Annotated in this window: 22 protein-coding genes, 1 tRNA gene and 1 pseudogene; 17 read left to right on the top strand and 7 right to left on the bottom strand. The window is 59.1% G+C overall.

Annotation, left to right across the window (positions count from 1 at the left end):
- Positions 1-3: 3 nt before the first annotated feature.
- From GZ092_RS03100 to GZ092_RS03030, 15 genes are all read left to right on the top strand, one after another.
- Complete coding sequence (locus GZ092_RS03100) at positions 4-1311, top strand: branched-chain amino acid ABC transporter permease (RefSeq protein WP_293634257.1); 1308 nt, start codon at positions 4-6, stop codon at positions 1309-1311.
- Positions 1308-2102, top strand: coding sequence for an ABC transporter ATP-binding protein (locus GZ092_RS03095; protein ID WP_293634255.1), 795 nt, complete (start codon positions 1308-1310; stop codon positions 2100-2102). The genes GZ092_RS03100 and GZ092_RS03095 overlap by 4 nt, the downstream gene beginning before the upstream one ends.
- 37 nt (positions 2103-2139) lie before the next feature.
- On the top strand, positions 2140-2835 hold the full coding sequence (locus GZ092_RS03090; RefSeq protein ID WP_293634350.1) for an ABC transporter ATP-binding protein: 696 nt from the start codon (positions 2140-2142) through the stop codon (positions 2833-2835).
- 199 nt (positions 2836-3034) lie between these two features.
- Positions 3035-5134 carry a 3-hydroxyacyl-CoA dehydrogenase NAD-binding domain-containing protein gene (locus GZ092_RS03085; RefSeq protein WP_293634253.1) on the top strand — a complete coding sequence of 700 codons (2100 nt, stop codon included), beginning with the start codon at positions 3035-3037 and terminating at the stop codon, positions 5132-5134.
- Between the two features lie 41 nt (positions 5135-5175).
- The gene (locus GZ092_RS03080; RefSeq protein ID WP_293634251.1) at positions 5176-6351 is read left to right on the top strand and encodes an acetyl-CoA C-acyltransferase; all 1176 of its coding nucleotides are present in this window, start codon (positions 5176-5178) and stop codon (positions 6349-6351) included.
- 140 nt (positions 6352-6491) lie between these two features.
- Positions 6492-8324, top strand: a complete 1833-nt coding sequence (locus GZ092_RS03075; protein WP_293634249.1) for an acyl-CoA dehydrogenase — start codon at positions 6492-6494, stop codon at positions 8322-8324.
- Positions 8324-8548 (top strand): hypothetical protein, encoded by a 225-nt coding sequence (locus GZ092_RS03070; RefSeq protein ID WP_293634247.1) that lies wholly within the window; start codon positions 8324-8326, stop codon positions 8546-8548. Before GZ092_RS03075 ends, GZ092_RS03070 begins: the two co-directional genes overlap by 1 nt.
- Before the next feature lie 59 nt (positions 8549-8607).
- Positions 8608-9399 carry an SDR family oxidoreductase gene (locus tag GZ092_RS03065; protein WP_293634245.1) on the top strand — a complete coding sequence of 264 codons (792 nt, stop codon included), beginning with the start codon at positions 8608-8610 and terminating at the stop codon, positions 9397-9399.
- Positions 9400-9532: 133 nt separating this feature from the next.
- The gene (locus tag GZ092_RS03060) at positions 9533-9982 is read left to right on the top strand and encodes a PaaI family thioesterase (RefSeq protein WP_293634244.1); all 450 of its coding nucleotides are present in this window, start codon (positions 9533-9535) and stop codon (positions 9980-9982) included.
- Between the two features lie 117 nt (positions 9983-10099).
- Entirely contained in the window at positions 10100-11116 is a 1017-nt protein-coding gene (locus GZ092_RS03055) for an NADP-dependent oxidoreductase (RefSeq protein WP_293634243.1), read from the top strand.
- Between the two features lie 25 nt (positions 11117-11141).
- Positions 11142-12851 carry an acyl-CoA dehydrogenase family protein gene (locus GZ092_RS03050; protein WP_293634242.1) on the top strand — a complete coding sequence of 570 codons (1710 nt, stop codon included), beginning with the start codon at positions 11142-11144 and terminating at the stop codon, positions 12849-12851.
- Positions 12852-12886: 35 nt separating this feature from the next.
- Positions 12887-13834: a glutathione S-transferase family protein gene (locus tag GZ092_RS03045; protein ID WP_293634241.1), complete on the top strand. Its 948-nt coding sequence runs from the start codon at positions 12887-12889 to the stop codon at positions 13832-13834.
- Entirely contained in the window at positions 13831-14283 is a 453-nt protein-coding gene (locus GZ092_RS03040) for a GNAT family N-acetyltransferase (RefSeq protein WP_293634240.1), read from the top strand. Before GZ092_RS03045 ends, GZ092_RS03040 begins: the two co-directional genes overlap by 4 nt.
- A gap of 17 nt (positions 14284-14300) precedes the next feature.
- Positions 14301-15206 carry an SDR family oxidoreductase gene (locus GZ092_RS03035; protein ID WP_293634239.1) on the top strand — a complete coding sequence of 302 codons (906 nt, stop codon included), beginning with the start codon at positions 14301-14303 and terminating at the stop codon, positions 15204-15206.
- 414 nt (positions 15207-15620) lie between these two features.
- A complete protein-coding gene (locus tag GZ092_RS03030) occupies positions 15621-16352 on the top strand; it encodes a response regulator transcription factor (protein WP_293634348.1) in 732 nt (243 codons plus the stop codon).
- A gap of 108 nt (positions 16353-16460) precedes the next feature.
- Here the strand turns inward: GZ092_RS03030 and GZ092_RS21195 are convergent.
- From GZ092_RS21195 to serA, 4 genes and pseudogenes are all read right to left on the bottom strand, one after another.
- A pseudogene (locus GZ092_RS21195) lies at positions 16461-16748 on the bottom strand (transposase).
- Between the two features lie 29 nt (positions 16749-16777).
- Entirely contained in the window at positions 16778-17104 is a 327-nt protein-coding gene (locus tag GZ092_RS03025) for a hypothetical protein (RefSeq protein ID WP_293634238.1), read from the bottom strand.
- Between the two features lie 41 nt (positions 17105-17145).
- On the bottom strand, positions 17146-17334 hold the full coding sequence (locus GZ092_RS03020; protein WP_293634237.1) for a hypothetical protein: 189 nt from the start codon (positions 17332-17334) through the stop codon (positions 17146-17148).
- A gap of 162 nt (positions 17335-17496) precedes the next feature.
- Entirely contained in the window at positions 17497-18726 is a 1230-nt protein-coding gene (gene serA / locus GZ092_RS03015) for a phosphoglycerate dehydrogenase (RefSeq protein ID WP_293634236.1), read from the bottom strand.
- A 233-nt stretch (positions 18727-18959) separates the two neighbouring features.
- Here serA and GZ092_RS03010 point away from each other — a divergent pair.
- Positions 18960-19035, top strand: a tRNA-Asn gene (locus tag GZ092_RS03010).
- A gap of 210 nt (positions 19036-19245) precedes the next feature.
- On the opposite strand, the gene ahpF is transcribed toward GZ092_RS03010, so the two are convergent.
- From ahpF to GZ092_RS02995, 3 genes are all read right to left on the bottom strand, one after another.
- On the bottom strand, positions 19246-20844 hold the full coding sequence (gene ahpF, locus GZ092_RS03005) for an alkyl hydroperoxide reductase subunit F (RefSeq protein ID WP_293634235.1): 1599 nt from the start codon (positions 20842-20844) through the stop codon (positions 19246-19248).
- Positions 20845-20927: 83 nt separating this feature from the next.
- Positions 20928-21500 carry an alkyl hydroperoxide reductase subunit C gene (gene ahpC / locus GZ092_RS03000; RefSeq protein WP_293634234.1) on the bottom strand — a complete coding sequence of 191 codons (573 nt, stop codon included), beginning with the start codon at positions 21498-21500 and terminating at the stop codon, positions 20928-20930.
- Between the two features lie 275 nt (positions 21501-21775).
- Entirely contained in the window at positions 21776-22597 is an 822-nt protein-coding gene (locus GZ092_RS02995) for a pyruvate, water dikinase regulatory protein (protein WP_293634233.1), read from the bottom strand.
- Positions 22598-22775: 178 nt separating this feature from the next.
- Between GZ092_RS02995 and ppsA the strand changes: the two genes are divergently transcribed.
- Positions 22776-25175 carry a phosphoenolpyruvate synthase gene (ppsA, locus tag GZ092_RS02990; RefSeq protein ID WP_293634232.1) on the top strand — a complete coding sequence of 800 codons (2400 nt, stop codon included), beginning with the start codon at positions 22776-22778 and terminating at the stop codon, positions 25173-25175.
- The last annotated feature ends 94 nt before the right edge of the window (positions 25176-25269 follow it).

Raw genomic sequence — 25269 nt, 5'->3', positions numbered from 1 at the left:
CACATGACCACAACAAACACACCAAGCAGGCATTACCAGTTCAAACCTCTCAACATCGGCCGCTGGCTGATTTGGTCGCTGTATGCACTGCTGCTGATCGCCGCGCCGCTGCTGTTCAAGAGCAGCCTGTCGCTGACCATGCTGTCGCAGGCCGGCTACTTGGTCATCATCTGCCTGAGCTACAACATTTTGCTGGGGCAGGGCGGCATGCTCAGCTTCGGCCATGCGGTGTATGCCGGGCTGGGTTCCTTCCTGGCGATCCACGCGATGAACCTGGCGGCCAGCGGCCGTTTTTTCATCCCGCTCAGTTTGATACCGCTGGTCGGTGGCCTGTCGGGACTGTTCTTTGCCGTGCTGCTCGGCTATGTCACCACCAAGAAAGCCGGCACTACCTTTGCCATGATCACGCTGGGCGTGGGCGAACTGGTGTTTGCCATGTCGCTGATGTTTCCCGGATTTTTTGGCGGCGAGGGCGGCATCACCACGAATCGCGCCTACGGCCAGCCGGTATTCGGCATCACCTTTGGTCCGCAAATTCAGGTGTATTACCTGATCGCCGTGTACTGCTTTTTTTGTACTGCCGCCATGTTCGCCTTCACCCGGACGCCGCTGGGCCGCATTCTGAATGCGGTGCGCGACAACCCCGAGCGGGTCGAGTTCATCGGCTACAACACCCAGCGCGTGCGCTACTACGCCTTCATCATTGCCGGCTTCTTTGCCGGCATCGGCGGCGGGCTGGCGGCCATCAACTCGGAAATCGTGACCGCCGAGGTGGTCAGCGGCGTGCGCTCGGGCAGCCTTTTGCTGTTCACCTTCCTGGGCGGCGCCACCTTCTTTTTCGGGCCGATCATCGGGGCTGGGCTACTGGTGCTGTCGCTCATTCTCCTGTCCGAGCTGTCGATGGCCTGGCTGCTGTATGTCGGCCTGATCTTTTTGTTCATGGTGATGTATGCGCCCGGCGGCCTGGCCAGCCTGATCATGATGAACCTGCGGGTCGCGTCGTTTGGCAAGTTGAGGCCACTCTGGCCTGGCTATCTGGCGCTGGCCGTCACCGCCTTCGCCGCCCTGATGGGCGCTGCCGCCATGGTCGAGATGATCTATCACCTGCAACTCAACGCAGCGGTCGGCCCGGAACTGAAGTTCATGGGCTTGACGCTGAACGCCACCCGGACCGGCACCTGGATGGCTTCGGCTCTTGTTTTCCTGGTTGGACTGGGGCTGTTCGAACTGGCACGCCGCAAGTTCCGGATGCAATGGAGCCGTACCCAGGACGAGATTGAAACCGAAATAAAACGCCGGGAGCTGCTATGAAATCTGACATTGCGCCTCACGCCAGTCCTGCGCTGGAGCTTAAAAACCTTAGAAAAAGCTTCGGCAAGACCGAGATCATTCGCGGCATCAACCTGGCCGTGAACGCGGGCGAACGGGTGGCCATCATCGGGCCGAACGGCGCTGGCAAATCGACGCTGTTCAACCTGATCAGCGGGCGCTTCGAGCCCAGCAGCGGGGACGTGCTGCTGGGCGGCCAGCGCATCAACGGCAAAAAGCCTTTCGAGATCAACCGCATGGGGCTGTCGCGCAGTTTCCAGATCACCAACATCTTTCCCAAGCTCAGCGTGTTCGAGAACCTGCGCTGCGGCGTGCTGTGGAGCCTGGGCTACAAATACACCTTCCTCAAATTCCTCGCCAACCTGATTGACGCCAATGCCAGGGCCGACGAACTGATGGCCATGATCAAGCTCGACAAGAAGCGCGATGTCCTCGCCACCAACCTGACCTACGCCGAGCAGCGCGCGCTGGAAATCGGCATCACGATTGCGGGCGGCGCCGGGGTGATCCTGCTGGACGAGCCGACGGCGGGCATGAGCCGCTCCGAAACCAGCCGTTTCATCACCCTCATCAAGGAAGTCACGGTGGGCAAGACCCTGCTGACGGTCGAACACGACATGGGCGTGGTGTTCGGACTTGCCGACAAGATTGCCGTGGTGGTCTATGGAGAAATCATTGCCTATGACGTGCCCGAAGCCGTTCGCGCCGACCAGCGGGTGCAGGAAGCCTACCTGGGCTCATCGGTGGCGGATGCGCAAGGGCAGGGACACTGACATGCAACATGACCTCAAAGGCAGCGTCGCCTCTTCCATGCTCAAACTCACCGACCTCCATGCCTATTACGGCAAGAGCCACGTGTTGCATGGCGTTTCTTTCGACGTCCGGCCGGGTGAAATTGTCGCCCTGCTGGGACGCAATGGCTCTGGCCGTTCGACCACTGCCAAGGCCATCATGGGGCTGGTCGATTGCAAGGGTTCCATCCTCTGGAAAAATGCAGAAATCGTCGGCAGGAAGGCCTACCAGATTGCCCATCTGGGCTTGGGTTACGTGCCCGAGAACCGCGACATTTTTCCCAAGCTCACCGTGTACCAGAACCTGTTGCTCGGCCAGAAGGGTTCGGGCAAGGGCTCGCGCTGGTCGTTCGACGACATGTATGCGCTGTTCCCCCGGCTGCGCGAGCGCCAGCACACCGAAGCGGGCGTGCTGTCAGGCGGCGAGCAGCAGATGCTCACGCTGTGCCGCACGCTGATGGGCGACCCGGACCTGATCATCATCGACGAGCCGACCGAAGGCCTGGCGCCCAAGATCGTCGAGCTGGTCGGCCAGTACCTTCAAACCCTGAAGGCCAAAGGTATTTCGGTGCTGTTGATCGAGCAGAAACTGACGATCGCCATGGCCATTTCGGACCGGGCGCTGGTCATGGGCCACGGCAGCATTGTGTTCGACGGCACGCCTGACAGCCTGCGCGCCGATGCCTATATCCGAAAGGAGTGGCTGGAGGTGTAAGAATCTGGCGGGTTTGTCACGGCTGGGACAAAAACCGGGTAAACCCGTATCTTTCGCGCTTAGTGACTCCCGCAAGCCTCCCTACAATAAGAAAAGAACGGTCGTACTATTTTCCTGGCGCTTGCCAGTTGCCCGCCACGGTGCTGTTTGCTGGCCGTTGCCTCACCACTGAAATTTCAATCAAGGAAAGACAATCGCAATGACAACCCTCTACGAAGTTCACGGCTCGGTGGCAGTCATCACCCTGAGCAATCCGCCCGTCAACGGCCTGGGCCATGCCACACGGCTGAGCATCACGAACGACCTGCAAAAGGCCAACGACGACATGGCCGTCAAGTCCATCATCATCACCGGCGCCGGCAAGGCCTTTTCGGGCGGCGCCGACATCAAGGAGTTCGGCTCGCCCAAGGCCATGCAGGAACCCAATCTGCTGAGCGTCATCCTGGCAGTTGAAAATTCGTCCAAGCCGGTGGTGGCCGCGATTCATTCGGTCTGCATGGGTGGTGGTCTGGAACTGGCGCTGGGATGCCATTACCGCATTGCCGCACCAGGCTGCAGCGTGGCGCTGCCGGAAGTCAAGCTCGGCCTGCTGCCGGGCGCGGGCGGCACCCAGCGTTTGCCGCGCGCCCTGGGCGTCGAGCCGGCACTGAACATGATCGTCAGCGGCGAGCCGGTCAAGAGCGAAATGCTGGCGCAAATTCCGGGCCAGAAGCTGTTTGACAAGATGGCCTCGTCGCCTGAGACGCTGGCCGACGAGGCATTTGCCTTTGCCCAGGCGATTGCCGACACCCGCCCGCTGCCGCTGGTGCGCGACCTGCCGTGCAAGCACCGCAACGGCGATGCCTATTTCCAGTTCGCGCGCAACATGGTCAAGGGCATGGCGAAGAATTTCCCCGCACCGCTCAAGTGCGTCGATGCGGTGGAAGCAGCGACGAAGCAGAAATTTGACGAAGGCATGCGCATTGAGCGCGAGTTCTTCACCAGCCTGATGTTCACGCCCGAAAGCCGCGCGCTGCGCCATATCTTCATGGCCGAGCGTGCAGCATCCAAAATTCCCGACGTGCCTGCCGACACGCCAAAACGTGAAATCAATTCGATTGCCGTCATTGGCGCCGGCACCATGGGTGGCGGCATTGCCATGAATTTCCTGAACGCCGGCATTCCCGTCAAGATGCTGGAGATGAAGCAGGATGCACTGGACCGGGGCATTGCCACGATTCGCAAAAACTACGAATCGCAGGTCAAGAAAGGCAAGCTCAAGCAGGACAAGTACGAGCAGCGCATGAGCCTGCTCAGCACCACGCTGAGCTACGACGACCTGTCCGATGCCGACATGGTGATCGAAGCCGTGTTCGAAGAAATGGGCGTCAAGGAAAAAGTTTTCACTGAACTCGACCGTGTGATGAAGCCTGGTGCGATTCTGGCCTCCAACACCTCCACGCTGGACCTGAACCAGATCGCCTCGTTCACCAAGCGTCCCGAGGACGTGGTCGGCCTGCATTTCTTCAGCCCGGCCAACATCATGAAGCTGCTCGAAGTGGTGCGAGGCGACAAGACCGCCAAGGACGTCATGGCCACGGTCATGGCCGTTGCCAAGAAAATCCGCAAGACGGCCGTGGTCTCGGGCGTGTGCGATGGTTTCATCGGCAACCGCATGATTGAGCAGTACGGCCGGCAGGGTGGCTTTTTGCTCGACGAGGGCTGCACGCCGGCGCAGGTGGACAAGGCGATTGAGAAATTCGGCTTTGCTATGGGGCCGTTCCGCATGGGCGACCTGGCAGGTAACGACATTGGCTGGGCGATTCGCAAGCGCCGCTACCAGGAAAAACCAGGCATGAAGTACAGCAAGACCGCTGACCTGCTGTGCGAGAAAGGCCGCTTTGGCCAAAAAACCGGCGCTGGCTGGTACGACTACGCGGCCGGCAAACGCGACGCCATTCCCAATGCGGAAGTGGTCAGGATGATCGAGGATCACCGCGCCTCGCTGGGCATCACGCCGCGCAAGATTTCGGATGAGGAAATCGTCCAGCGGCTGGTGTATTCGCTGGTCAATGAAGGCGCGCACATCCTCGAAGAAGGCATTGCCTCCAAGGCCAGCGACATCGACATGGTGTATTTGATGGGCTACGGCTTTCCGCTCTACCGGGGCGGCCCGATGCTGTACGCCGACCAGGTGGGCCTCTTTAACGTGGTGCAGGCGATGAAGCGCTTTGCCAGGAATCCGCTGGACGATGCCAGTTTCTGGCAGCCCGCGCCGCTGCTGGCCCGGCTGGCCGCTGAAGGCAAATCCTTCAACTGATCCGCTGCCCCTAACGCCCAAGCCCCTATTCGGAGATTTTCATGACTTCAGCTGTAATTGTTTCCACCGCACGCACCCCTCTGGCCAAGAGCTGGAAGGGCGCTTTCAACATGACGCACGGTGCCACACTGGGCGGCCATGCCGTCCAGCATGCCATTGCACGCGCCGGCATCGAAGCCGGTGAAGTCGACGACGTCATCATCGGCTGCGCCAACCCTGAAGGTGCAACGGGCTACAACATTGCGCGCCAGATTGCCCTGCGTGCCGGTTGCCCTGTCACTGTCTCTGGCATGACCGTAAACCGCTTTTGCTCCTCCGGCTTGCAGGCGATTGCGCTGGCGTCGCAACGCATCATTGCCGGCGAGGCTGATATTTTTGTCGCCGGTGGCGTTGAAAGTATTTCCTGTGTCCAGCAGGAAATGAACACCCACATGGCGCGTGAAGACTGGTTGCTCAAGAACAAGCCCGAGATTTACTGGAACATGCTGCAGACCGCCGAGCAGGTCGCCAAGCGCTATGAAATCAGCCGCGAGCGCATGGACGAATACGGCGCCGCCAGCCAGCAAAAAGCCACGGCTGCGCTGGCCGCCGGCCTGTTCGAGGCCGAGATTGCGCCCATCACCGTGACCATGGGCGTCGCCGACAAGGTCATGGGCTTGATGACCAAACAGGTCACCGTGAGCCAGGACGAGGGTATTCGCGCCGGCACCACCCAGGAAGGCATCAGCGGCCTGCGCTCTGCCATTCCCGGCGGCCTGATTTCGGCCGGCAATGCCAGCCAGTTCTCGGACGGCGGCGGCGCGGTGGTGGTGATGGACGAGAAAACCGCCGAACGCAAGGGCCTGGCGCCGCTGGGCCGCTTCCTGGGGTTTGCCGTCGCCGGCTGCGAGCCTGACGAAATGGGCATCGGCCCGGTGTTTGCCATTCCCAAGGTGCTGGCCAAGCTGGGCTTGAAGGTCAGCGACATTGATCTGTGGGAGCTGAATGAAGCCTTTGCCGTGCAGGTGCTGTATTGCGCCGACAAGCTGGGCATTCCCATGGACCGGCTCAATGTCAACGGCGGCGCGATTGCCGTCGGCCACCCCTACGGCGTCACCGGCCAGCGCCTGACCGGCCATGCGCTGATCGAAGGCAAGCGGCGCGGTGCCAGGCATGTCTGCGTGACCATGTGCATTGGCGGCGGAATGGGCGCTGCGGGTATTTTTGAAGTGCTGTAAAACCGGCTTGGCAACAAACCTGTCCGGCACGCCGAAGAAATTGCAAAGCCTGGCCTCATTGGGTTTTTGTAACTTTTTGCGAAATCTTCGCATCTTCGGTGTCCGGTTTGCGCTGCAGCCCTTGCCTTGAGGATCACCCCATGAGCCTTCGTTCCACCATCGATTTTCTGCTCTACCCCTGGCTGGGCGCCGAATCGCTCAACCAGCGCGAGCGCTTTGCCGACCACAGCCGTGAAACCTTTGATGCGGTGTTCGACACCTGCGAGCGCATCGCGCGCGAGAAATACGCGCCGTTCAACCGCCTGGTCGATACGCAGGAGCCGCAGTTTGACGGTGAAAAAGTCATCCTGCCGCAAGCCACGCACGATGCGCAAAAGGCTTATGCCGCGTCGGGCATGCTTGGCGCCGCGCAGGACTACAACGTTGGCGGCATGCAACTGCCTTACACGGTCGAAGCCGCCGCCAACGCTTTTTTTGCCATGGCGTCGGTCAGCATGGGGTCCAGCCTGCTGACCACGGGCAATGCCAATTTGCTGATGGTGCATGGCACGCCGATGCAAAAGGACGTGTTCGCCAAAAACGAATTTTCAGGCCGTTTTTCGGGAACTATGTGTCTATCGGAGCCGCAGGCCGGTTCCTCGCTGAGCGACATCACCACGCGTGCGCTGCCCGACGGCGCTGATTTCGAGTCCGACCCGCTTGGCCCGCGCTATCGCCTCAAGGGCAACAAGATGTGGATTTCGGCCGGCGAGCACGAGCTGACCGACAACATCATCCACCTGGTGCTGGCCAAGATTCCCGGCGCCGACGGTCGCCTGATCCCCGGCACCAAAGGCATATCGCTGTTCATCGTGCCCAAGAAGCTGGTCGGTAACGACGGCGAATTGACCGGCGTTCGCAACGACGTGGCGCTGGCGGGGCTCAACCACAAGCTCGGCTGGCGCGGCACGACCAACACGCTGCTTAACTTTGGCGAAGGCAAGTACCCCGTCAATGGAGAGGCCGGCGCGGTCGGCTATCTCGTCGGCAAGCCGCATGAAGGCCTGCGCTGCATGTTCCACATGATGAACGAGGCGCGCATCGCCATCGGCATGGCGGCCACCATGCTCGGCATGGCGGGCTATCACGCGTCGCTCGACTACGCCAGGAACCGGCCGCAGGGCCGGCCCATGACGGGCGCCGGCAAGGACGCTTCCGCTCCACAAAGCCGCATCATCGAGCATGCCGATGTCAAGCGCATGCTGCTGGCGCAAAAGTCGTACTGCGAGGGTGCGCTGGCGCTCGAACTCTACTGCGCCCGGCTGGTCGATGAGCAGCACACCGCCGCCCCGCAGGCGGCCGACGAGGCGCGGCTGCTGCTCGAAGTGCTGACGCCCATCGCCAAGAGCTGGCCCAGCGAATGGTGCCTCGAAGCCAATTCGCTGGCGATCCAGGTGCTTGGCGGCTACGGCTACACGCGCGATTTTCCGGTCGAGCAGTACTGGCGCGACAACCGGCTGAACATGATCCACGAAGGCACGCACGGCATTCAGGCGATGGATCTGCTGGGCCGCAAGGTGCTGATGGAAGGCGGTCGGGGCCTTGAACTGCTGGCCGCGCGAATCACGGCCACGGCCGCCCGTGCCAGCCACCTGCCCGAGCTCGCCACCCATGCCGATGCGCTGGCCGAAGCGCTGGAACAAGTCCGCGAAGCCACACGGGCGGCCTGGGCCACAGGCGAACCCGGCGATGCGCTGGCCAATGCCGTGCCCTATATGCAGGCTTTCGGCCATACCGTACTGGCCTGGATATGGCTGGACGTGGCGCTGGCCGTGCAAGCGTCGGATGCTACACAATCAATAGCTGAAAATACAGGCAGGATGGGCGCAATGCGCTACTTTTACCATTATGAGCTGCCAAAAACAGCCGCCTGGCTTCAGGTGGTCTGCAACCGCGACCGCACATGTGCCGACTTTCCTGAAGCGTCTTTCTGATGGGCTATTTCAAGAAATCGGCTGGAGCCGAGATCAATAAATCCCTGGCACGCCTGGGTGCGCTGACCTGGATATTGATCTATGGTGGACTGCTGGCCCTGGTCTGGGGCGTCTGGGTCGAGCGCAGCGACGAGGACACGGGCTGGCTGATGATGATGGGCGGCGCGCTGGCAGCGGCCATCGGCTTTTTCCTGATCTATATACGTTCGAAAATTAAAGAATGATGCCTGTTTTGAACCCGTCCGACTACGAAATTCAACAAACCCTGCAAGGAGACTGATCCATGACCCGTACCATCCAGCAACTTTTCGACCTCAAGGGCAAAACCGCACTTGTTACCGGCGGCTCGCGTGGCCTGGGCCTGCAACTGGCACAGGCGCTTGGTGAAGCAGGCGCCCGCGTCATGCTCAGTTCCCGCAAGGCCGAAGACCTGGAGGAGTCCGCCGCCGTGCTGAAGGCCGCCGGCATCGACGTGGACTGGATTGCCGCCGACTGCTCCAAAGAGGCTGACATCCGCGCTCTGGCCGATGAAACCATCAAGCGTTTCGGCCATGTGGACATTCTGGTCAACAACGCCGGCGCCGCCTGGGGGGCTCCCGCCGAAGACCATCCGGTCGATGCCTGGGACAAGGTGATGAACCTCAACGTGCGCGGCTACTTCATCTTGTCGCAGCACATCGCCAAGCACAGCATGATTCCGCGCAAGAGCGGCCGCATCATCAATGTGGCGTCGATTGCCGGCCTGGGCGGCAACCCGCGCGGCATGACCACCATTGCCTACAACACGTCCAAGGGCGCAGTCATCAATTTCACCCGCGCGCTGGCCTGTGAATGGGGCGTGAACCAGATCACCGTGAATGCGATTTGCCCGGGCTTTTTCCCCAGCCGCATGACGGTGGGCACGCTCAAGGCCATGGGCGAGGAAAAGCTAGCTGCCCATGCGCCGCTGGGCCGTCTGGGCGACGACGAAGACCTGAAGGGTCTGTGCGTGCTGTATGCGTCGGATGCCGGCAAGCACATCACAGGCCAGTGGCTGGCGGTCGATGGCGGCGTGTCGGTCATCACGGGTGGTTAGGAATGGCCCCCACGCTCCCCACTTCGTGTGGTTCGCTGCCCCCCGAAGGGGTCGCTGCGCCTGCGGCCCGGCAAAGCCGGTTCCGCGGCCCCTGCGGGGTTGAAGGTGATGCTTCCATTTTGTTAGGCAGGTCATGAACTTCGGCGCAGAAATTCCTTTTGTCACGCTGCTGGGCTTCACGCTCGAACGGTTCGAGGGTGGCGAATCAACGCTTGGCTACACGCCCCGGCCCGAACACCTCAATTCCTTTGCCGTCACCCATGGCGGCGCCTGCATGACGCTGCTCGACGTGGCCATGGCGGTGGCCGCGCGCAGCGTGCAAAAAGACATGGGCGTGGTCACCATCGAGATGAAAACCAGCTTCATGCGGCCCGCGCCGGGCGACGGCAGCCAGCTCATCGCGAAGGGCCGGCTGATGCACCGCACCGCGTCGCTGGCTTTTACCGAAGCCACGATTTACGATGCCAAAGGCCAGGCGTGCGCCCACGCGACCGGCACCTTCAAATACGTCAGGCGCCAAGCCGGCACTGCAGGGAATGCGCAGGTGTCCGGTTCGCCCGGTGGCCCGATTTCAACCGATTGAAAACCGGTTTTTATAGGTCAAATCATGCTTTTTCGCATGCTGTACCTGCGCTGACAGCTATTGATTTCATAGTAAATTCTGATTTCAGAACGACAAGCCAACCCAAGGAGATTTTTTATGCCCGCCAATCAACAATTCCTGCTCGACAACCGGCCCGCCGGTGAAGCCAGCGCCAGCAATTTCAAGCTGGTCAGCACTGAAACCCCTGCCTTGCAGGACGGCCAGGTTCTGGTACGCCACCATTTCCTCAGCCTTGACCCCTACATGCGCGGCCGCATGAATGACTCCAAAAGCTACACCGCACCGCAGCCGCTGGGTGAAGTGATGGGCGGCGGCACCGTCGGCGAAGTGGTGGAAAGTCGTTCGCCCAAGTTCCAGGCAGGCGACAAGGTGGTCGGCATGGGCGGCTGGCAGCATTACAGCGTGGTGAACGCCGACGAGCCCGGCGCGCTGCGCAAGGTCGATACCGCGCATGTGCCGCTGTCCTATTATTTGGGCGCGGTCGGCATGCCGGGCGTCACGGCCTGGTATGGCCTGGTCAAGGTCATTGCGCCCAAGGCCGGTGAAACCATGGTGGTCAGCGCCGGCACCGGTGCTGTCGGCAGCGCGTTTGCGGCCTTGTCCAAGGCGCGCGGCTGCCGCACCGTCGGCATTGCCGGTGGCCCGGAAAAATGCCGTTACGCCGTCGAGGAACTCGGGTTTAACGCCTGTATCGACTACAAGCTGCACCAGGACGCGGCATCGCTGTCCAGGGCGCTGAAAGAAGCGTGTCCCGACGGCATCGACGGCTACTTTGAAAACGTCGGCGGCATGGTGCTCGATGCCGTGCTGCTGCGCATGAATGCCTTTGGCCGCATTGCCGTGTGCGGCATGATTGCCGGCTATGACGGCAAGCCGCTGCCGCTGACTTACCCGGCGCTGATCCTGACGAATCGCCTCAAGGTGCAGGGCTTCATCGTCAGCGAGCACATGGAGATCTGGCCGGAAGCGCTGAAGGAACTCGCCACGCTGGTCGCCACCGGCAAGCTGCATCCCCGCGAGTCGATTGCCGAAGGACTGGAAGCTGCGCCTGAAGCCTTTCTAGGCCTGCTGAAGGGCAAGAACTTCGGCAAGCAACTGGTCAAGCTGAACTAGCTTGTTTGCAAGCCAGGAGGCCGCCATGGACAGAACCCATGAAGTCTTCAACCAGCCCGAGCCGCTGGTCAACTACAACCTGTTCGAGGGCAACCGGCCCTTGCGCGATGCGTTGAAGTTCAACGCGCCGGGGCTGGATACAACCGGACTGATGCAACTCGGCGCCCGGCTGGGAACGGCCGGGATGCAGGCACATGCGCGGCTGGCCAATGTGCATTTGCCCGAATTGCACACCCATGACCGTTTCGGCCGGCGCCTCGATGAAGTCGAATTTCACCCGAGCTACCACGCGCTGATGGCAGCATCGGTGGGTGCGGGGCTGCATGGCGCGCCGTGGGCTGAAAAAGGCGACGCTCCTGCGCAGGAACCGCTTGACTTACTCCCTCCCCCTCTGGGGAAGGGCCGGGGTGGGCGCAGCCCGCATGTCGAACGCGCCGCAGGCTTCATGCTGTTCACTGAACTGGAGCCGTCCAGCCTGTGTCCGGTGTCCATGACCTATGCCGTCACGCCGGCGCTGCGCAGCAATGCAGCGATCTACGCCGACTGGGCGCCCAAACTCACCAGTCGCCACTACGACCCGGCGCTCAAGCTTTGGCGCGACAAGCCGGGCGTCACCATGGGCATGGGCATGACGGAAAAGCAGGGCGGCTCGGACGTTCGCGCCAACACCACGCAGGCCGCGCCTGACGGCAGCGATGCCTGGGGCCAGCGTTTTGCCGTGACCGGCCACAAATGGTTCTTCTCGGCGCCGATGTGCGACGCCTTCCTGATCCTGGCGCAGGCGCCGGCCGGTCTGTCGTGCCTGTTTTTGCCGCGCGTGCTGCCCGACGGCACGCGCAATGCCATCCAGATCCAGCGCCTGAAGGACAAGCTCGGCAACAAGGCCAATGCCAGCGCCGAGGTCGAGTTCAGCGCTGCCAGCGCCTGGCTGGTCGGCGAGGAAGGCCGGGGCGTGCCGCAAATCCTCGCCATGGGCACCATGACGCGGCTCGACTGCGCGCTGGGCACCAGCGGGCTGATGCGGCAGGCACTCAGCCTGGCGCTGAACCACACGACCCAGCGCACCGCTTTTGGCAAGCCGCTGATTCAGCAGCCGCTGATGCGCAACGTGCTGGCCGACCTTGCGATTGAAAGTGAAGCTGCCTGCGCTCTTTCCATCAGGCTTGCAAGGTGTTTTGATCATCAAGACAGCGCGCACGAGCAAGCCTTGTCGCGCCTGCTGACGCCGGTGGCCAAGTTCTGGATCTGCAAGCGCGGCAGCCAGTTTGCGCAGGAAGCCATGGAATGCCTGGGCGGCAACGGTTACGTGGAGGAGGGCGGCGAAGGCGTCATGGCGCGCATCTACCGCGAAATGCCGGTCAATTCGATCTGGGAAGGCGCGGGCAACATCATGGCGCTGGACCTGCTGCGCGCCCTGCGCAAGCCGGACGCCGTGGCCGCGCTGGTGCAGGAATTGCTGGTCGCCAAAGGCGCGCATCCGGCGCTTGACCGGCTGGCCGCCGCCTTGCCCGCGCGTCTTGAAGACCTGGCGTCCGAATGGCAGGCCAGGCGCCTCGCGCAGGATGTGGCGCTGGCCTTGCAGGCCGCGCTGCTGTGGCGCAGCGCCCCGGCTGCGGTGGCAGACGCCTTTTGCGACTCGCGCCTGGCCGGCCATTGGGGCCAGACCTTCGGCACGCTGGCTTCAGGCACCGATTTCGACAGCATCATCGACCGGGCCATGCCCCGACAAGTTTGAGTCGTCCAATAATCCCAATTTTTCAGGAGTACTGCATGACCACGCCGCCGACCTTGATCCTTCACCACTACCCGTCCTCGCCCTTTTCCGAAAAAGTCCGGCTGATGCTGGGCTACAAGAATATTCCCTGGAAGTCGGTGGTCATCCCGATGGTGAGCCCCAAGCCCGACCTGATCGCCCTGACCGGTGGCTATCGCCGGGCGCCGGTGCTGCAGATTGGCGCCGACATCTACTGCGACACGGCGTTGATTGCCGACGTGCTGGAGCATATCGCGCCGCTGCCCCCGCTGTACCCCGAGCCCAGCAAGGGCATGGCGCGCACCCTGGCGCAATGGGCCGACACCACGCTGTTCTGGACTTCGATGGCGTACAACCTGCAGCCCAGGGGATTCGCCCAGCTGTTCGAGCACGCACCACCTGAATCAGCCCAGGCGTTTGCCCAGGACCGCAAGGCGATGAGCGGCGGCATGGCCCGCCAGCGCCCGCAGGATGCTGCCGCGGCATACCGGTCGTATTTGCGCCGCCTGTCCGACATGCTCGACGACCGGCCTTTCCTGCTGGGCGACATGCCGTGCATCACCGACTTCGCGATGTACCACCCGCTGTGGTTCACAAGGGTGCGCACCTCGGTACTCGCCGGACTGCTCGATGCCACGCCGGCGGTGCCGGAATGGATGGACCGCATGGCCGCGATTGGCCATGGTGCCATGGAAAAATCCAGTGCGCAGGAAGCCATCGCGGTTGCCGCCGCGTCCACACCTTCTGCCCTGCACGACGATGTTTTTCTCAATGAGCATGGACTTGCACTGGGCAGCGCGGTGCAGGTCTGTGCCGAGACCTTCGGCCAGGAGCCGACGCAGGGCGAACTGGTGGCCGCCACCCGGATGCATTACACGCTGCGCCGCACCGACGAACAGGCCGGTCTGGTGCATGTGCATTTCCCGCGCGTCGGCTATTTGCTCAAGGCCGCCGAGTCGGCATGAACGGCATTGAATGGCGTTGTCTGGCGTTCGATCAGCTGAGCGCTGCCCAGCTTTATGCCGTGCTTCAGTTTCGCAGTGAAGTTTTTGTGGTCGAGCAAGCCTGCATTTTTCAGGACATGGACGGTGCCGACGCGCAGGCGATCCATTTGCTGGGCAGCTTGCAAGGCAGACTGGTGGCCTATGCCCGTTGTTTTGACGCGGGCCGCAAGTTTGCCGAAGCCAGCATTGGCCGCGTGGCGACCGGGGCTGCTGTGCGGGGCACCGGGGCAGGGCATGCCCTGATGCGCCACGCCGTGGACTGCCTGTTGCAGGCGTGGGGCGCGCAAGTGATCAGGATAGGCGCGCAGGCCCATCTGGAGGGTTTTTATCGACAGCATGGCTTTCACAAGGCCGGGCCGGTTTACTTCGAAGACGGCATTGCCCATATCGAAATGTTGCGCAGCATTTAATTTTCAAGGAGTTACAGATGATCACGAATTTCAGGGGCAAGACCGCCGTGCTGACCGGCGCCGGTTCGGGCTTTGGCCTCGAATGTGCGCGCATTGGCGCAAAACTGGGCATGAACCTGGTGCTGGTCGATGTGCAGCAGGACGCGCTGGACCAGGCCAGTGCCGAGATGACGTCGGCGGGCGCAGAGGTGCTTTCCTTCAGGCTCGACGTAGCCAATGCACAGCAGATGGAAGCCATGAGCCAGGCGGTGTTCGAGCGATTTGGCGCGCCGCATTTTGTCTTCAACAACGCCGGCGTCGGATCGGGCGGACTGGTCTGGGAAACCACGGTCAAGGACTGGGAATGGGTTTTGGGCGTCAATCTGTGGGGCGTCATTCACGGCGTTCGGCTGTTCACACCCATGATGCTGGCCGCTGCCGCCAAAGACCCGTCATGGCAGGGACATATCGTCAATACCGCCAGCATGGCCGGGCTGCTCAATCCCCCCAATATGGGTGTCTACAACGTCAGCAAACATGCTGTGGTCTCCCTGAGCGAAACGCTTTACCAGGACTTGCGGCTGGTCAGCGACCAGATCGGCGCCAGCGTGCTGTGTCCGTATTTCGTGCCCACCGGCATCAGCCAGAGTCACCGCAACCGTCCCGCTGGCGTGGAGGCTGAAAAACCGACGCGAAGCCAGCTGATTGGACAGGCCATGACCGACAAGGCCGTGGGTTCCGGCAAGGTGACGGCGGCGGAGGTCGCGCAAAAAGTGTTCGACGCCATGGCGGCTGACCAGTTCTACATCTTCAGCCATCCCAAGGCGCTGGGAAATGTGAAAAACCGCATGGAATGCATCGTGCAGCAGACCCATCCGACCGATCCGTTTGCGGAGCGGCCCGAGATTGGGCGTGATCTGAAGGCGGCGCTAAGGGCTGGCTAACAGGCATTTGTCCATGCCATCCACGGGCACTTTTGTCGGTTACATAGTTTTTTGTAATTCAAAAGTTATGGAAAGCTCAGCCATTGCTCTTGACTGAACATAAAGACTGACCTTCAACATGTTTTCCAAGATTGAAAAGATGAGTATCCGTGAGAAATTCACGTTACTAAAAGTAAATAAGGCCCATGACCGATAGATTTTTCCTTGGTTTTGCGTATCAATAGGCTCTACGGTGTAAGCATGAGGAGTAAATAAGTAACAAATTTCCAGATAAACATCCGTAAAAGTCAGTAAGCTGACAACCGAATGTCTCATGCTTAAAAAAATAGTCTGGAAGCGAAAGGCAAGGGAAAAACCATGGAAATTCGTAACGAATCACAAGTCGCTTCAGACTTTCTGATAAAAAACACAGCCATGTCGTCTAGTCACAATTTGGCGCCGCACAGCGGCTTGCCGTCGATGTGGCCTGGATTTTTGACAGGCCAGGCGGAACAACCTGTTCGTGTGCTGTTGATTGATGACGATCCACACATGAGCCGCGTCATTGCACATGAATTGTTGGCCGACCTGCGCATCAATCTGCTGGGTCAGGGAAGCAGTGTCAAGGAAGGCCGTCGCCTGATCAGCCAAAATGAGTTTGATGTGATGCTGGTCGATCTCAACTTGGGAGACGGTACCGGTTTTGCGCTGATCGAGTACATGAAGACCGTTCGTCCCATGGCGGAGGCCATTGTTATCTCGGCAATGGAAGACGAGCAGCATGCCTTGCATGCCTTTGAACTGGGTGCCACCGGTTACCTGGTCAAAAATTCCTGGTTTGGTAATTTTCCGCAAGCTGTTCTCCAGGTCGTCAATGGTGGCGCGTCGATCACTCCCAATCTCGCACGTCGATTGCTCAACAAGTTTGAACAGCCCCAGACCCAGACGCAAGCTCTGCAGGAAAGCAAAAACAAGGAAAAGCTGTCGGAGCGTGAAAAGCAGGTTCTTAAACTGGTTGCTTCAGGCTACACAAGCACTGAAATTGGCTCCCGTCTGGTTATCAGTGCCCAGACTGTCAACACGCACATCAAGAATATTTACCGAAAACTCAATGTCCGCACACGCGCGCAAGCGGTGAGCTTTGCGGCGAGTCGTGGCTTGTTCTAATTGATCTGACTGTGCGGCTTGGCGCATTGATCGGATAAAGCAACTTATTTTCTGTAATTTTCCAAGATTCGGTTTTGGGTGTCGATGACGCGCAATGCTAGAGCGGTTTCACCCTAACTGGCAATAGCCGCAATGGCGAATGTAGCGCTCGCATTCGCTAGGGCCAAAAAGGTCCAGCAAGGCGCCAACGGCGCTCCACAGTGCTTGGAGCGTGCGTGCCTGAGCTTTGCGCAGCAAGGTCTTGAGCTTGGAAAAGCTTTGCTCGATCGGGTTGAGGTCCGGGCTGTAGGGCGGCAGTTAGCGTAGCGTCGCGCCTGCCGCTTCAATGGCTGCCTGGACTCTGGCGACTTTGTGAGAGCTCAGGTTGTCCATCACCACGGTGTCCCCGGCCCGCAACTCGGGCGCAAGGAATTGCTCAATCCAGGCTACAAAGGCATTGCCGTTGATGGGCCGGCAAGCACCAAGGGCGCCAGGAGTCCCCGGACACTCAACGCGCAGACAAACGTCGTGGTGTGCCAGTGGCCTTGAGGGGCATAGCCCACACAGCGCGCGCCTCTTGGCGAGCGGCCCCAGGTGGGCGTCATGCTGGTGGTGGCCCACGTTTCATCAAGAAAGATCAACCGCCCCGCCTGCATCACGGGCTGCTCGGACTTCCAGGCCGCTCGCGCCTGTGCAACGTCGGGGCGCTGCTGCTCGCGGGCATAGAGCGTCTTTTTTTTAGCGTCAGCCCGAACCGGGCCAACGTCTTGCACATCGCCCTTGTTCCCACGGCAATGCCGTGCTCGGCTTTGACCTACTGGCAAAGTTGAGCCAGCGTCTGCTCGGACGCCAAGGCAACTTGCTTGAGCAAATCGGGCTTGAACGGCCCCAGACGCAGCGGCATGTGGTTGCCTTGAACCCCTGGGCTGGCCTGGACCAGTCGGCTGTGGCGCGAACGCACTCGCGACACATATGACGCACTCACGCCAAATCGAACAGCCATCTGCCCAAGAGTGCCCGTTGCCGCAAATACCCGCTCACGCAGATCCTTCGCATACGCTTTTCCTCGTTGCCAGGGCATGATTTGCACCTCCAAATTTGGCTTCGATCCCACTTTATTCGGCCCGGTTCCTTCACAGTCTTTGATAGTTAGAGCGGATACGCTCTAGAAAAGAACGCGACTGCGAATGGTTCCTGGGACATTTGCCAGCTTGGCAAGTGCCATGTCGGAATGCGTTGCATCAATATCAATGACAACGTAACCGACCGCATCATTGGTCTGCAAGTACTGGGAAGCGATGTTGATGTGGTTATCGGAAAATACGCGATTGATTTCGGACAGCACACCCGGTACATTGCGGTGAATATGCAGCAAACGGTGTTTGCCAGGATGGGCGGGCAAGGCCACTTCGGGAAAATTGACGGAAGATGTTGACGTGCCGTTGTCACTGTATTTCACCAGTTTTTCGGCAACCTCGATACCAATGTTGGCTTGCGCCTCCATCGTTGAACCACCAACGTGCGGCGTCAGGATGACATTGTCCAGGCCGCGCAAGGGTGATTCGAACATGTCCTTGTTGCTGCGCGGTTCGACTGGAAATACATCGATCGCAGCTCCAAGCAGTTTTTTCTGTCGCAAGGCTTCGGCAAGCGGTTCAATCGCAACGACTGTTCCTCGTGAGGCATTGATCAGCACGCTGCCCGGTTTCATTTCAGCAAGCTGGGTAGCGCCAATCATCCATTGTGTTGCCTGCGTTTCCGGAACATGCAGGGTAACGACATCAGACTGCGCCAATAGATCTTTCAGGCTGCCCACCTGGTGTGCATTGCCGAGAGGCAGTTTGGTGACTACATCGAAAAACACTACGCGCATGCCAAGTCCCTCGGCCAACACCGACAGTTGCGTGCCAATCGACCCGTACCCCACGATGCCCAGGGTCTTGCCGCGAATCTCGTAAGCATTTTCGGCAGACTTGAGCCAGCCGCCCCGGTGTGCGACAGCACTTTTTTCAGGAACCCCGCGTAGCAGCAAGATAGCTTCTGCCAGCACCAGTTCAGCAACCGAGCGGGTATTGGAGAAGGGCGCATTGAATACTGCAATGCCGCGTTCGCGTGCTGCTATCAGGTCGACCTGGTTGGTGCCAATACAAAAGCAGCCGACTGCTGCAAGTTTCGACGCATGGGCAAACACATCTGAAGTCAGTTGTGTGCGTGATCGGATGCCGACAAAATGGACATCCGCAATCTTGCGCTTGAGTTCGTCGTCGGGCATGGCACCGGCCAGGCTTTCGATCTGCGTGTAGCCCGCTGCCTTCAGCACATCAATGGCCGATGGATGAATGCCTTCCAAAAGAAGAAATTTGATTTTATTTTTATCCGTTGATGTTTTGATCATGAAATTTTCCGCGTGGGTAATGGGCAAGACTGACAGTATGGATGCACGTGCAATCGTAGGTCGTCTTACGCACGCTTGACCCCGGTAATTGTCGGATTGCTCGATAAATTGCTGTTTGCCTTCCTACCTGCCGCCATCTATAGATGGTTTCGGTCATGTTGACCTAAAAACATTGCCGAAACGAAGACATTCTCAAAAGCTCTGAAATTTGACGCTATAATTTGAGGCTAGATTCCTCAATAGCTCAGTTGGTAGAGCGCCGGACTGTTAATCCGTAGGTCCCTGGTTCGAGCCCAGGTTGAGGAGCCAAACAAGCTTAACCGCATTGAAATGCCTGCTATTTTAAAAATAGCAGGCTTTTTTTTCTATCGCTGGCGATTGTCTGGTGCGAAGTAAAGTACGGATGACATGTGGGTAAATTTTTTAAAAATTTACCCACAGTAAATTCTTTACTATTGGATAGTTGCGCATGGCCATTCTTGCAGTGTCATGCGTTGCCGTCTTTCCCGTCTATGCAAATCATTCTGCCAGAACCGGCTCCAGTTCGACCACAGGCGCCGATGTCCGGATCAGGTGGTCAAAAGCGCTCAATGCTGCCTTGGCGCCATCACCGGCTGCAATGATGATCTGCTTGAAGGGTACGGTGGTTGCATCGCCTGCTGCAAAAACCTCTGGCAATGAAGTCTGGCCCCTTGCGTCAACCACGATTTCGCCATGCTTTGAAAGCTCAACCGTTCCCTTGAGCCAGTCGGTGTTGGGAACCAGGCCAATCTGAATAAACACGCCCTCAAGTTCTACTTTGTGTGATTCGCCAGTAGATCGGTCCTTGTACACAAGCCCGTTGACTTTCTGGCTGTCACCTGTAATTTCAGTCGTCTGGGCATGCGTGAACACGGTGACGTTCTGAAGGCTGTGCAACTTGCGCTGCAACACGTCATCTGCGCGAAGCACCCTGTCGAATTCGATCAACGTGACATGTCCGACGATGCCTGCCAGGTCGATGGCCGCCTCGACGCCTGAATTGCCGCCTCCGATGACCGCCACGCGCTTTCCCTTAAATAGAGGGCCGTCGCAGTGCGGGCAATAGGCGACGCCCTTGTTCTTGTATTCATGCTCGCCGGGCACGTTGATATTGCGCCACCGTGCGCCGGTAGAAATGATGACCGATCTGGCCTGAAGTGATGCGCCGCTTTCGAGCTGGATCTCGATCATGTTCTTGCCTGGACCGGCTTGGGTGACCAGCGCCTTGGCGCGCTGCAGATTCATGATATCGACATCGTAATCACGGACATGCTGCTCAAGCGCGACAGCAAATTGAGGGCCTTCGGTATGCTGGATCGAAATGAAATTTTCGATGCCCAGGGTGTCAAGCACCTGACCGCCAAAGTGTTCCGACACCACGCCCGTGCGAATGCCCTTTCGTGCTGCGTACACCGCTGCAGCAGCACCGGCCGGGCCGCCACCAACGATGAGAACGTCAAACGGCGCCTTGGCCGAGATTTTTTTCGCTTCACGGTCGATACCGCTGGTGTCGATCTTGGCCAGTATTTCTTCCAGGCTCATGCGGCCCTGGCTGAACTCGGTCCCATTGAGGTACACGGTGGGAACCGCCATGATTTGGCGTTCCTTAACCTCGTCCTGAAACAGGGCGCCATCAATCATGGTGTTCGTGATGCGCGGGTTCTGGACGGCCATCAGGTTGAGTGCCTGCACCACGTCGGGGCAACTGTGGCAGGTCAGCGAGACATAAATTTCGAACTTGAAGTCTCCATCAAGTGCGCGAATCTGTTCCAGGATCGCTTCATCCACCTTGGGCGGGTAGCCGCCAATTTGCAGCAGGGCCAGGATCAGCGAAGTGAACTCGTGTCCCATTGGCAGGCCGGCAAAGCGCGGACCGTGATTTTCGCCGGGGCGATTGATGGAGAACGACGGCTTGCGGTGATTGTCGCTCGAGCTTTCGCTGACACTGACCAGTGCCGATACATCGCTAATGTCCCTGAGCAGCGACAGCAACTCGCTCGACGCCTTGCTGTCGTCAAGTGATGCAACGATTTCGATCGGTGCCGTGGCGCGTTCGAGGTAGCTTTTCAGCTGGGCTTTTGTGCTGGCGTCGAGCATGGTGGACTTGCTTTCAAATGGAAATTTGGGACAAAAAAAGCCCGGGAGCAATTGCGCCCGGGCTGTGGCGCAAGCTCAGCTTTTTAGATCTTGCCGACCAGGTCGAAAGAAGGCTTCAGCGTTTCGGCGCCTTCGGTCCACTTGGCAGGGCAGACTTCACCGGGGTGGGATGCCACGTATTGAGCAGCTTTCACGCGGCGCAGCAATTCGGCGGCGTCGCGGCCAATTCCGTTGTCATGAACTTCGATGGTCTTGATCTTGCCTTCGGGATCAATCACGAAGGTGCCGCGGTAGGCCAGTCCAGCGTCTTCGCCTTCTTCAATCATGACTTGGAACGCACGCGTCAGCTTACCGCTCGGGTCGCCGATCAGCGGATACTGGACCTTGCCGATGGTTTCTGAAGTGTCGTGCCAGGCCTTATGGGTGAAGTGGGTATCAGTGGACACGCCGTAAACTTCAACGCCCAATTTCTGGAATTCAGCGTAGTGGTCGGCCAGGTCACCCAGTTCAGTGGGGCAGACAAAGGTGAAGTCAGCCGGGTAAAACACCACGACGGACCATTTGCCCTTGAAGTTGTCATTGCTGACAGGAACGAACTTGCCATTGTGATAAGCAGTGGCTTTGAAAGGGATGATTTCGGTATTGATCAGGGACATGGCTTGCTTCCTTCGGGTGGGTTGAAAATCTGACTCAGACGATAGTTTATGTCTTGCTAAAAAATAAATAAAATAGTTTTTTGCTATTTAATGAATTGGCGCTTCCTATTTCGTCATCGAGGTCTCGGGCGTGGTGCCGTTAAGGGTGCCCAGCGTAACCGCAGAATAAATCCAAATTTTTAAGTAAAAATGGTTGTTTGCGCAATAGGGGTGAGCATTAGCGGCTATCTAAATGATAGTAATTCCTCAATCCAGGCAACGGACAAGCCGAAGAATCAGTACTCCAGCCGTTCCGGCTTGATTTCCTGCAGGATCGTGGTTGCAATTTCTTCGATGGATTTGGTCGTAGTGGACAGCCAGCGAATGCCTTCGCGCCGCATCATGGCCTCAGCCTCATGAATTTCATGGCGGCAGTTGGCCAGGCTGGAATAGGTTGAATTGGGGCGGCGCTCGTTGCGTATTTGGCTCAGGCGCTCCGGGTTGATTGTCAGGCCAAAGATCTTTTTGCGATGGGGCACCAGCGCAGGGGGCAACTGCCGACGCTCGAAGTCTTCAGGGATCAAGGGGTAGTTCGACGCTTTCAGGCCGTACTGCATGGCCAGGTACAAGGTTGTCGGGGTTTTGCCGCTTCGGCTGACCCCGACCAGGATCACGTCCGAACCCGCCAGGTCGCGATGACTCTGGCCGTCGTCGTGTGCCAGCGAAAAATTGATCGCTTCGATTCGGTCGTCATACGCTTTGCTCTTGGAGGCATCCGAAAAGCGGCCAACCCGATGGTTTGACTTGATACCGAGTTCACTTTCTAAAGGGGCGACAAACATGCCAAACATGTCCAGCAGCATGCCGTTGCATTGCGCCTTGATGACGGCCAGGATGTTCATGTTCACCAGCGTTGTGAAAACAATGGGCCGCTTGCCTTCCAGCTCGCCCGTGTGGTTGATATGCCGGATCGCCTGATGGGCCTTGTCAACGGTGTCGATGAAGGGCAGGCGGACATGGCGAGGATTGATCTCGAACTGGGCCAGGATGGCGTTGCCAAAGGTTTCAGCCGTGATGCCAGTGCCGTCGGAGATGAAAAACACGGTGCGATTGGACATGATGCTCGATTCAGGCGTATGAAAAGCGAAGGAACGGAGGGCGTGTGGCAGCCCCCTACAATCGGGTCAATTATCCAGTTTATGGTTCGCTGCGCTGCATTAGCCCTTAAAAAGAACAACCAGGTTAAACGCTGCACCGGACCGGTATCGCCGATTTTTAACCTCCCGGAGTATCTTTATGTCTAACCTGTTTGACGCAAACGCCTTGGTTGTGCCGTTTGAAAACCTGAGGATGACCGATGTCGATTCGGTCGGCGGCAAGAATGCCAGCCTGGGCGAAATGATTTCGCAACTGCCCACCGGGCCGCAGGGTGTGCAGGTGCCGACCGGCTTTGCCACCACGGCGCATGCCTTTCGCGAGTTTCTGGCCTACGCCGGGCTTGACGAAAAAATCAATGCCGTGCTCGACGCCCTTGATACCGAAGATGTGCGGGCGCTGGCCCAGGCCGGTGCTCAGATTCGTCAAATGGTCGAGGCTCAACCCTTTCCCCCTGAATTCGAGCAAGCCGTGCGAAGCAGCTTTGCGAGCCTGAGCACCGGCAACCCGCAGGCCAGCTTTGCCGTGCGTTCGTCGGCCACGGCAGAAGACCTACCGGATGCGTCGTTTGCCGGCCAGCAGGAAACCTTTTTGAACGTGGTCGGCATTGAGGATGTGCTGCACAAGATGAAAGAGGTGTTTGCTTCCCTCTACAACGACCGGGCCATCAGCTACCGCGTCCACCAGGGCTTTGCCCATGCGGACGTGGCCCTTTCTGCCGGCGTACAGCGCATGGTGCGCAGTGACCTGGGCGCTGCCGGGGTCATGTTCACCATCGACACCGAAAGCGGATTCGAGGAAGTGGTGTTCATCACTTCCAGCTACGGCCTGGGAGAAACGGTGGTGCAGGGCGCTGTGAATCCGGACGAGTTTTATGTCCACAAGCCCATGCTCAATGCAGGAAACCGCGCCGTCATACGCCGCAACCTGGGCTCCAAGTTGCTGCAGATGGAATTCACCACGGCGGAAGAGAAAAAATCCGGTGGCAAGCTGGTCAAGACCACCGATGTGCCGATTGAACTGCGCAATCGCTTTTCACTGACCGACGCCGATGTCGAGCAACTGGCGCGCTATGCGGTGATCATTGAAAACCATTACGGCCGTCCGATGGACATTGAATGGGGCAAGGATGGCACCGACGGCGAGCTGTACATCTTGCAGGCGCGTCCGGAAACCGTGAAAAGCCAGGCCAAGGGCAAGGCTGAGCAGCGCTACAAGCTCAAGGGAACCGGCACCGTGCTGGCCGAAGGCCGCGCGATTGGCCAGAAAATAGGCACCGGCCCGGTCCGTATCGTGTATGACATCAAGGACATGGACCAGGTTCGTCCGGGCGATGTGCTGGTGACCGACATGACCGACCCCAACTGGGAGCCGGTGATGAAGCGCGCCAGTGCCATTGTCACCAACCGCGGCGGGCGTACCTGCCACGCGGCGATCATCGCGCGTGAACTCGGCATCCCGGCCGTCGTGGGCTGCGGTGATGCCACCGGGCAACTCAAGGATGGCATGCTGGTGACGGTGAGCTGCGCTGAAGGCGACACTGGCACCATTTACGACGGCTTGCTGGAAACCGAAATCACGGAAGTCGAGCGAGGCGAGATGCCACCGATCGGCATCAAGATCATGATGAATGTGGGCAACCCACAACTGGCGTTTGACTTCTGCCAGATTCCGAACCAAGGCGTGGGTCTGGCGCGGCTGGAGTTTGTGATCAACAACAACATTGGCGTGCATCCAAAAGCGATTCTGGACTATCCAAATGTCGATCCAGATCTGAAAAAAGCGGTGGAAAGCGTGGCGCGCGGCCATGCTTCACCGCGTGCGTTTTATGTTGACAAGGTGGCTGAAGGCATCGCCACCATTGGTGCGGCGTTCTGGCCGAAGCCGGTCATTGTTCGGCTGTCGGACTTCAAGTCCAACGAATACCGCAAGCTGATCGGTGGCTCGCGCTATGAGCCAGAAGAAGAAAATCCAATGCTGGGTTTTCGCGGTGCCGCACGTTACATCAGCACCGATTTCCGCGAAGCCTTTGCCATGGAATGCGAAGCCCTGAGGCGAGTTCGCAACGACATGGGCCTGACGAATGTCGAGGTCATGGTGCCGTTCGTCCGTACGCTGGGACAGGCCAGGGCCGTGACGGAGTTGCTGGCCGAGCATGGCCTCAAGCGTGGCGAGAAAGGCCTGCGGATCATCATGATGTGTGAAGTGCCGAGCAATGCGGTGCTGGCCGACCAGTTCCTGGAGTTTTTTGACGGTTTTTCCATTGGGTCGAACGACCTGACACAACTGACGCTGGGTCTGGACCGCGATTCGGGTCTGGAGATTCTGGCCAAGGACTTTGACGAGCGAGACCCGGCCGTCAAGGCGCTGCTCAGCCTGGCAATTTCAGCATGCAAACGGCAGGGGAAATATGTGGGCATTTGCGGTCAGGGGCCCAGCGATCATGCGGACTTTGCCCAATGGCTCAAGGAGCAGGGGATTGGTTCAATCTCGTTGAATCCTGATACCGTGATCGAGACCTGGAAACGTCTGGCTGATTGAGCCTCTCAACCCGCCGCACAAGGAAAAAACTTTTGAAGGGTGCAGCGGGCTGCGTCAGTTATATGCATCTTCGTCAGCAGACAATCGAAGTGTC

Source organism: Polaromonas sp. (assembly GCF_010365105.1).
Classification (GTDB): domain Bacteria; phylum Pseudomonadota; class Gammaproteobacteria; order Burkholderiales; family Burkholderiaceae_C; genus Polaromonas.
The sequence above is the reverse complement of the archived record's forward strand: the minus strand, read 5'-3'. Positions and strand labels throughout refer to the sequence as shown.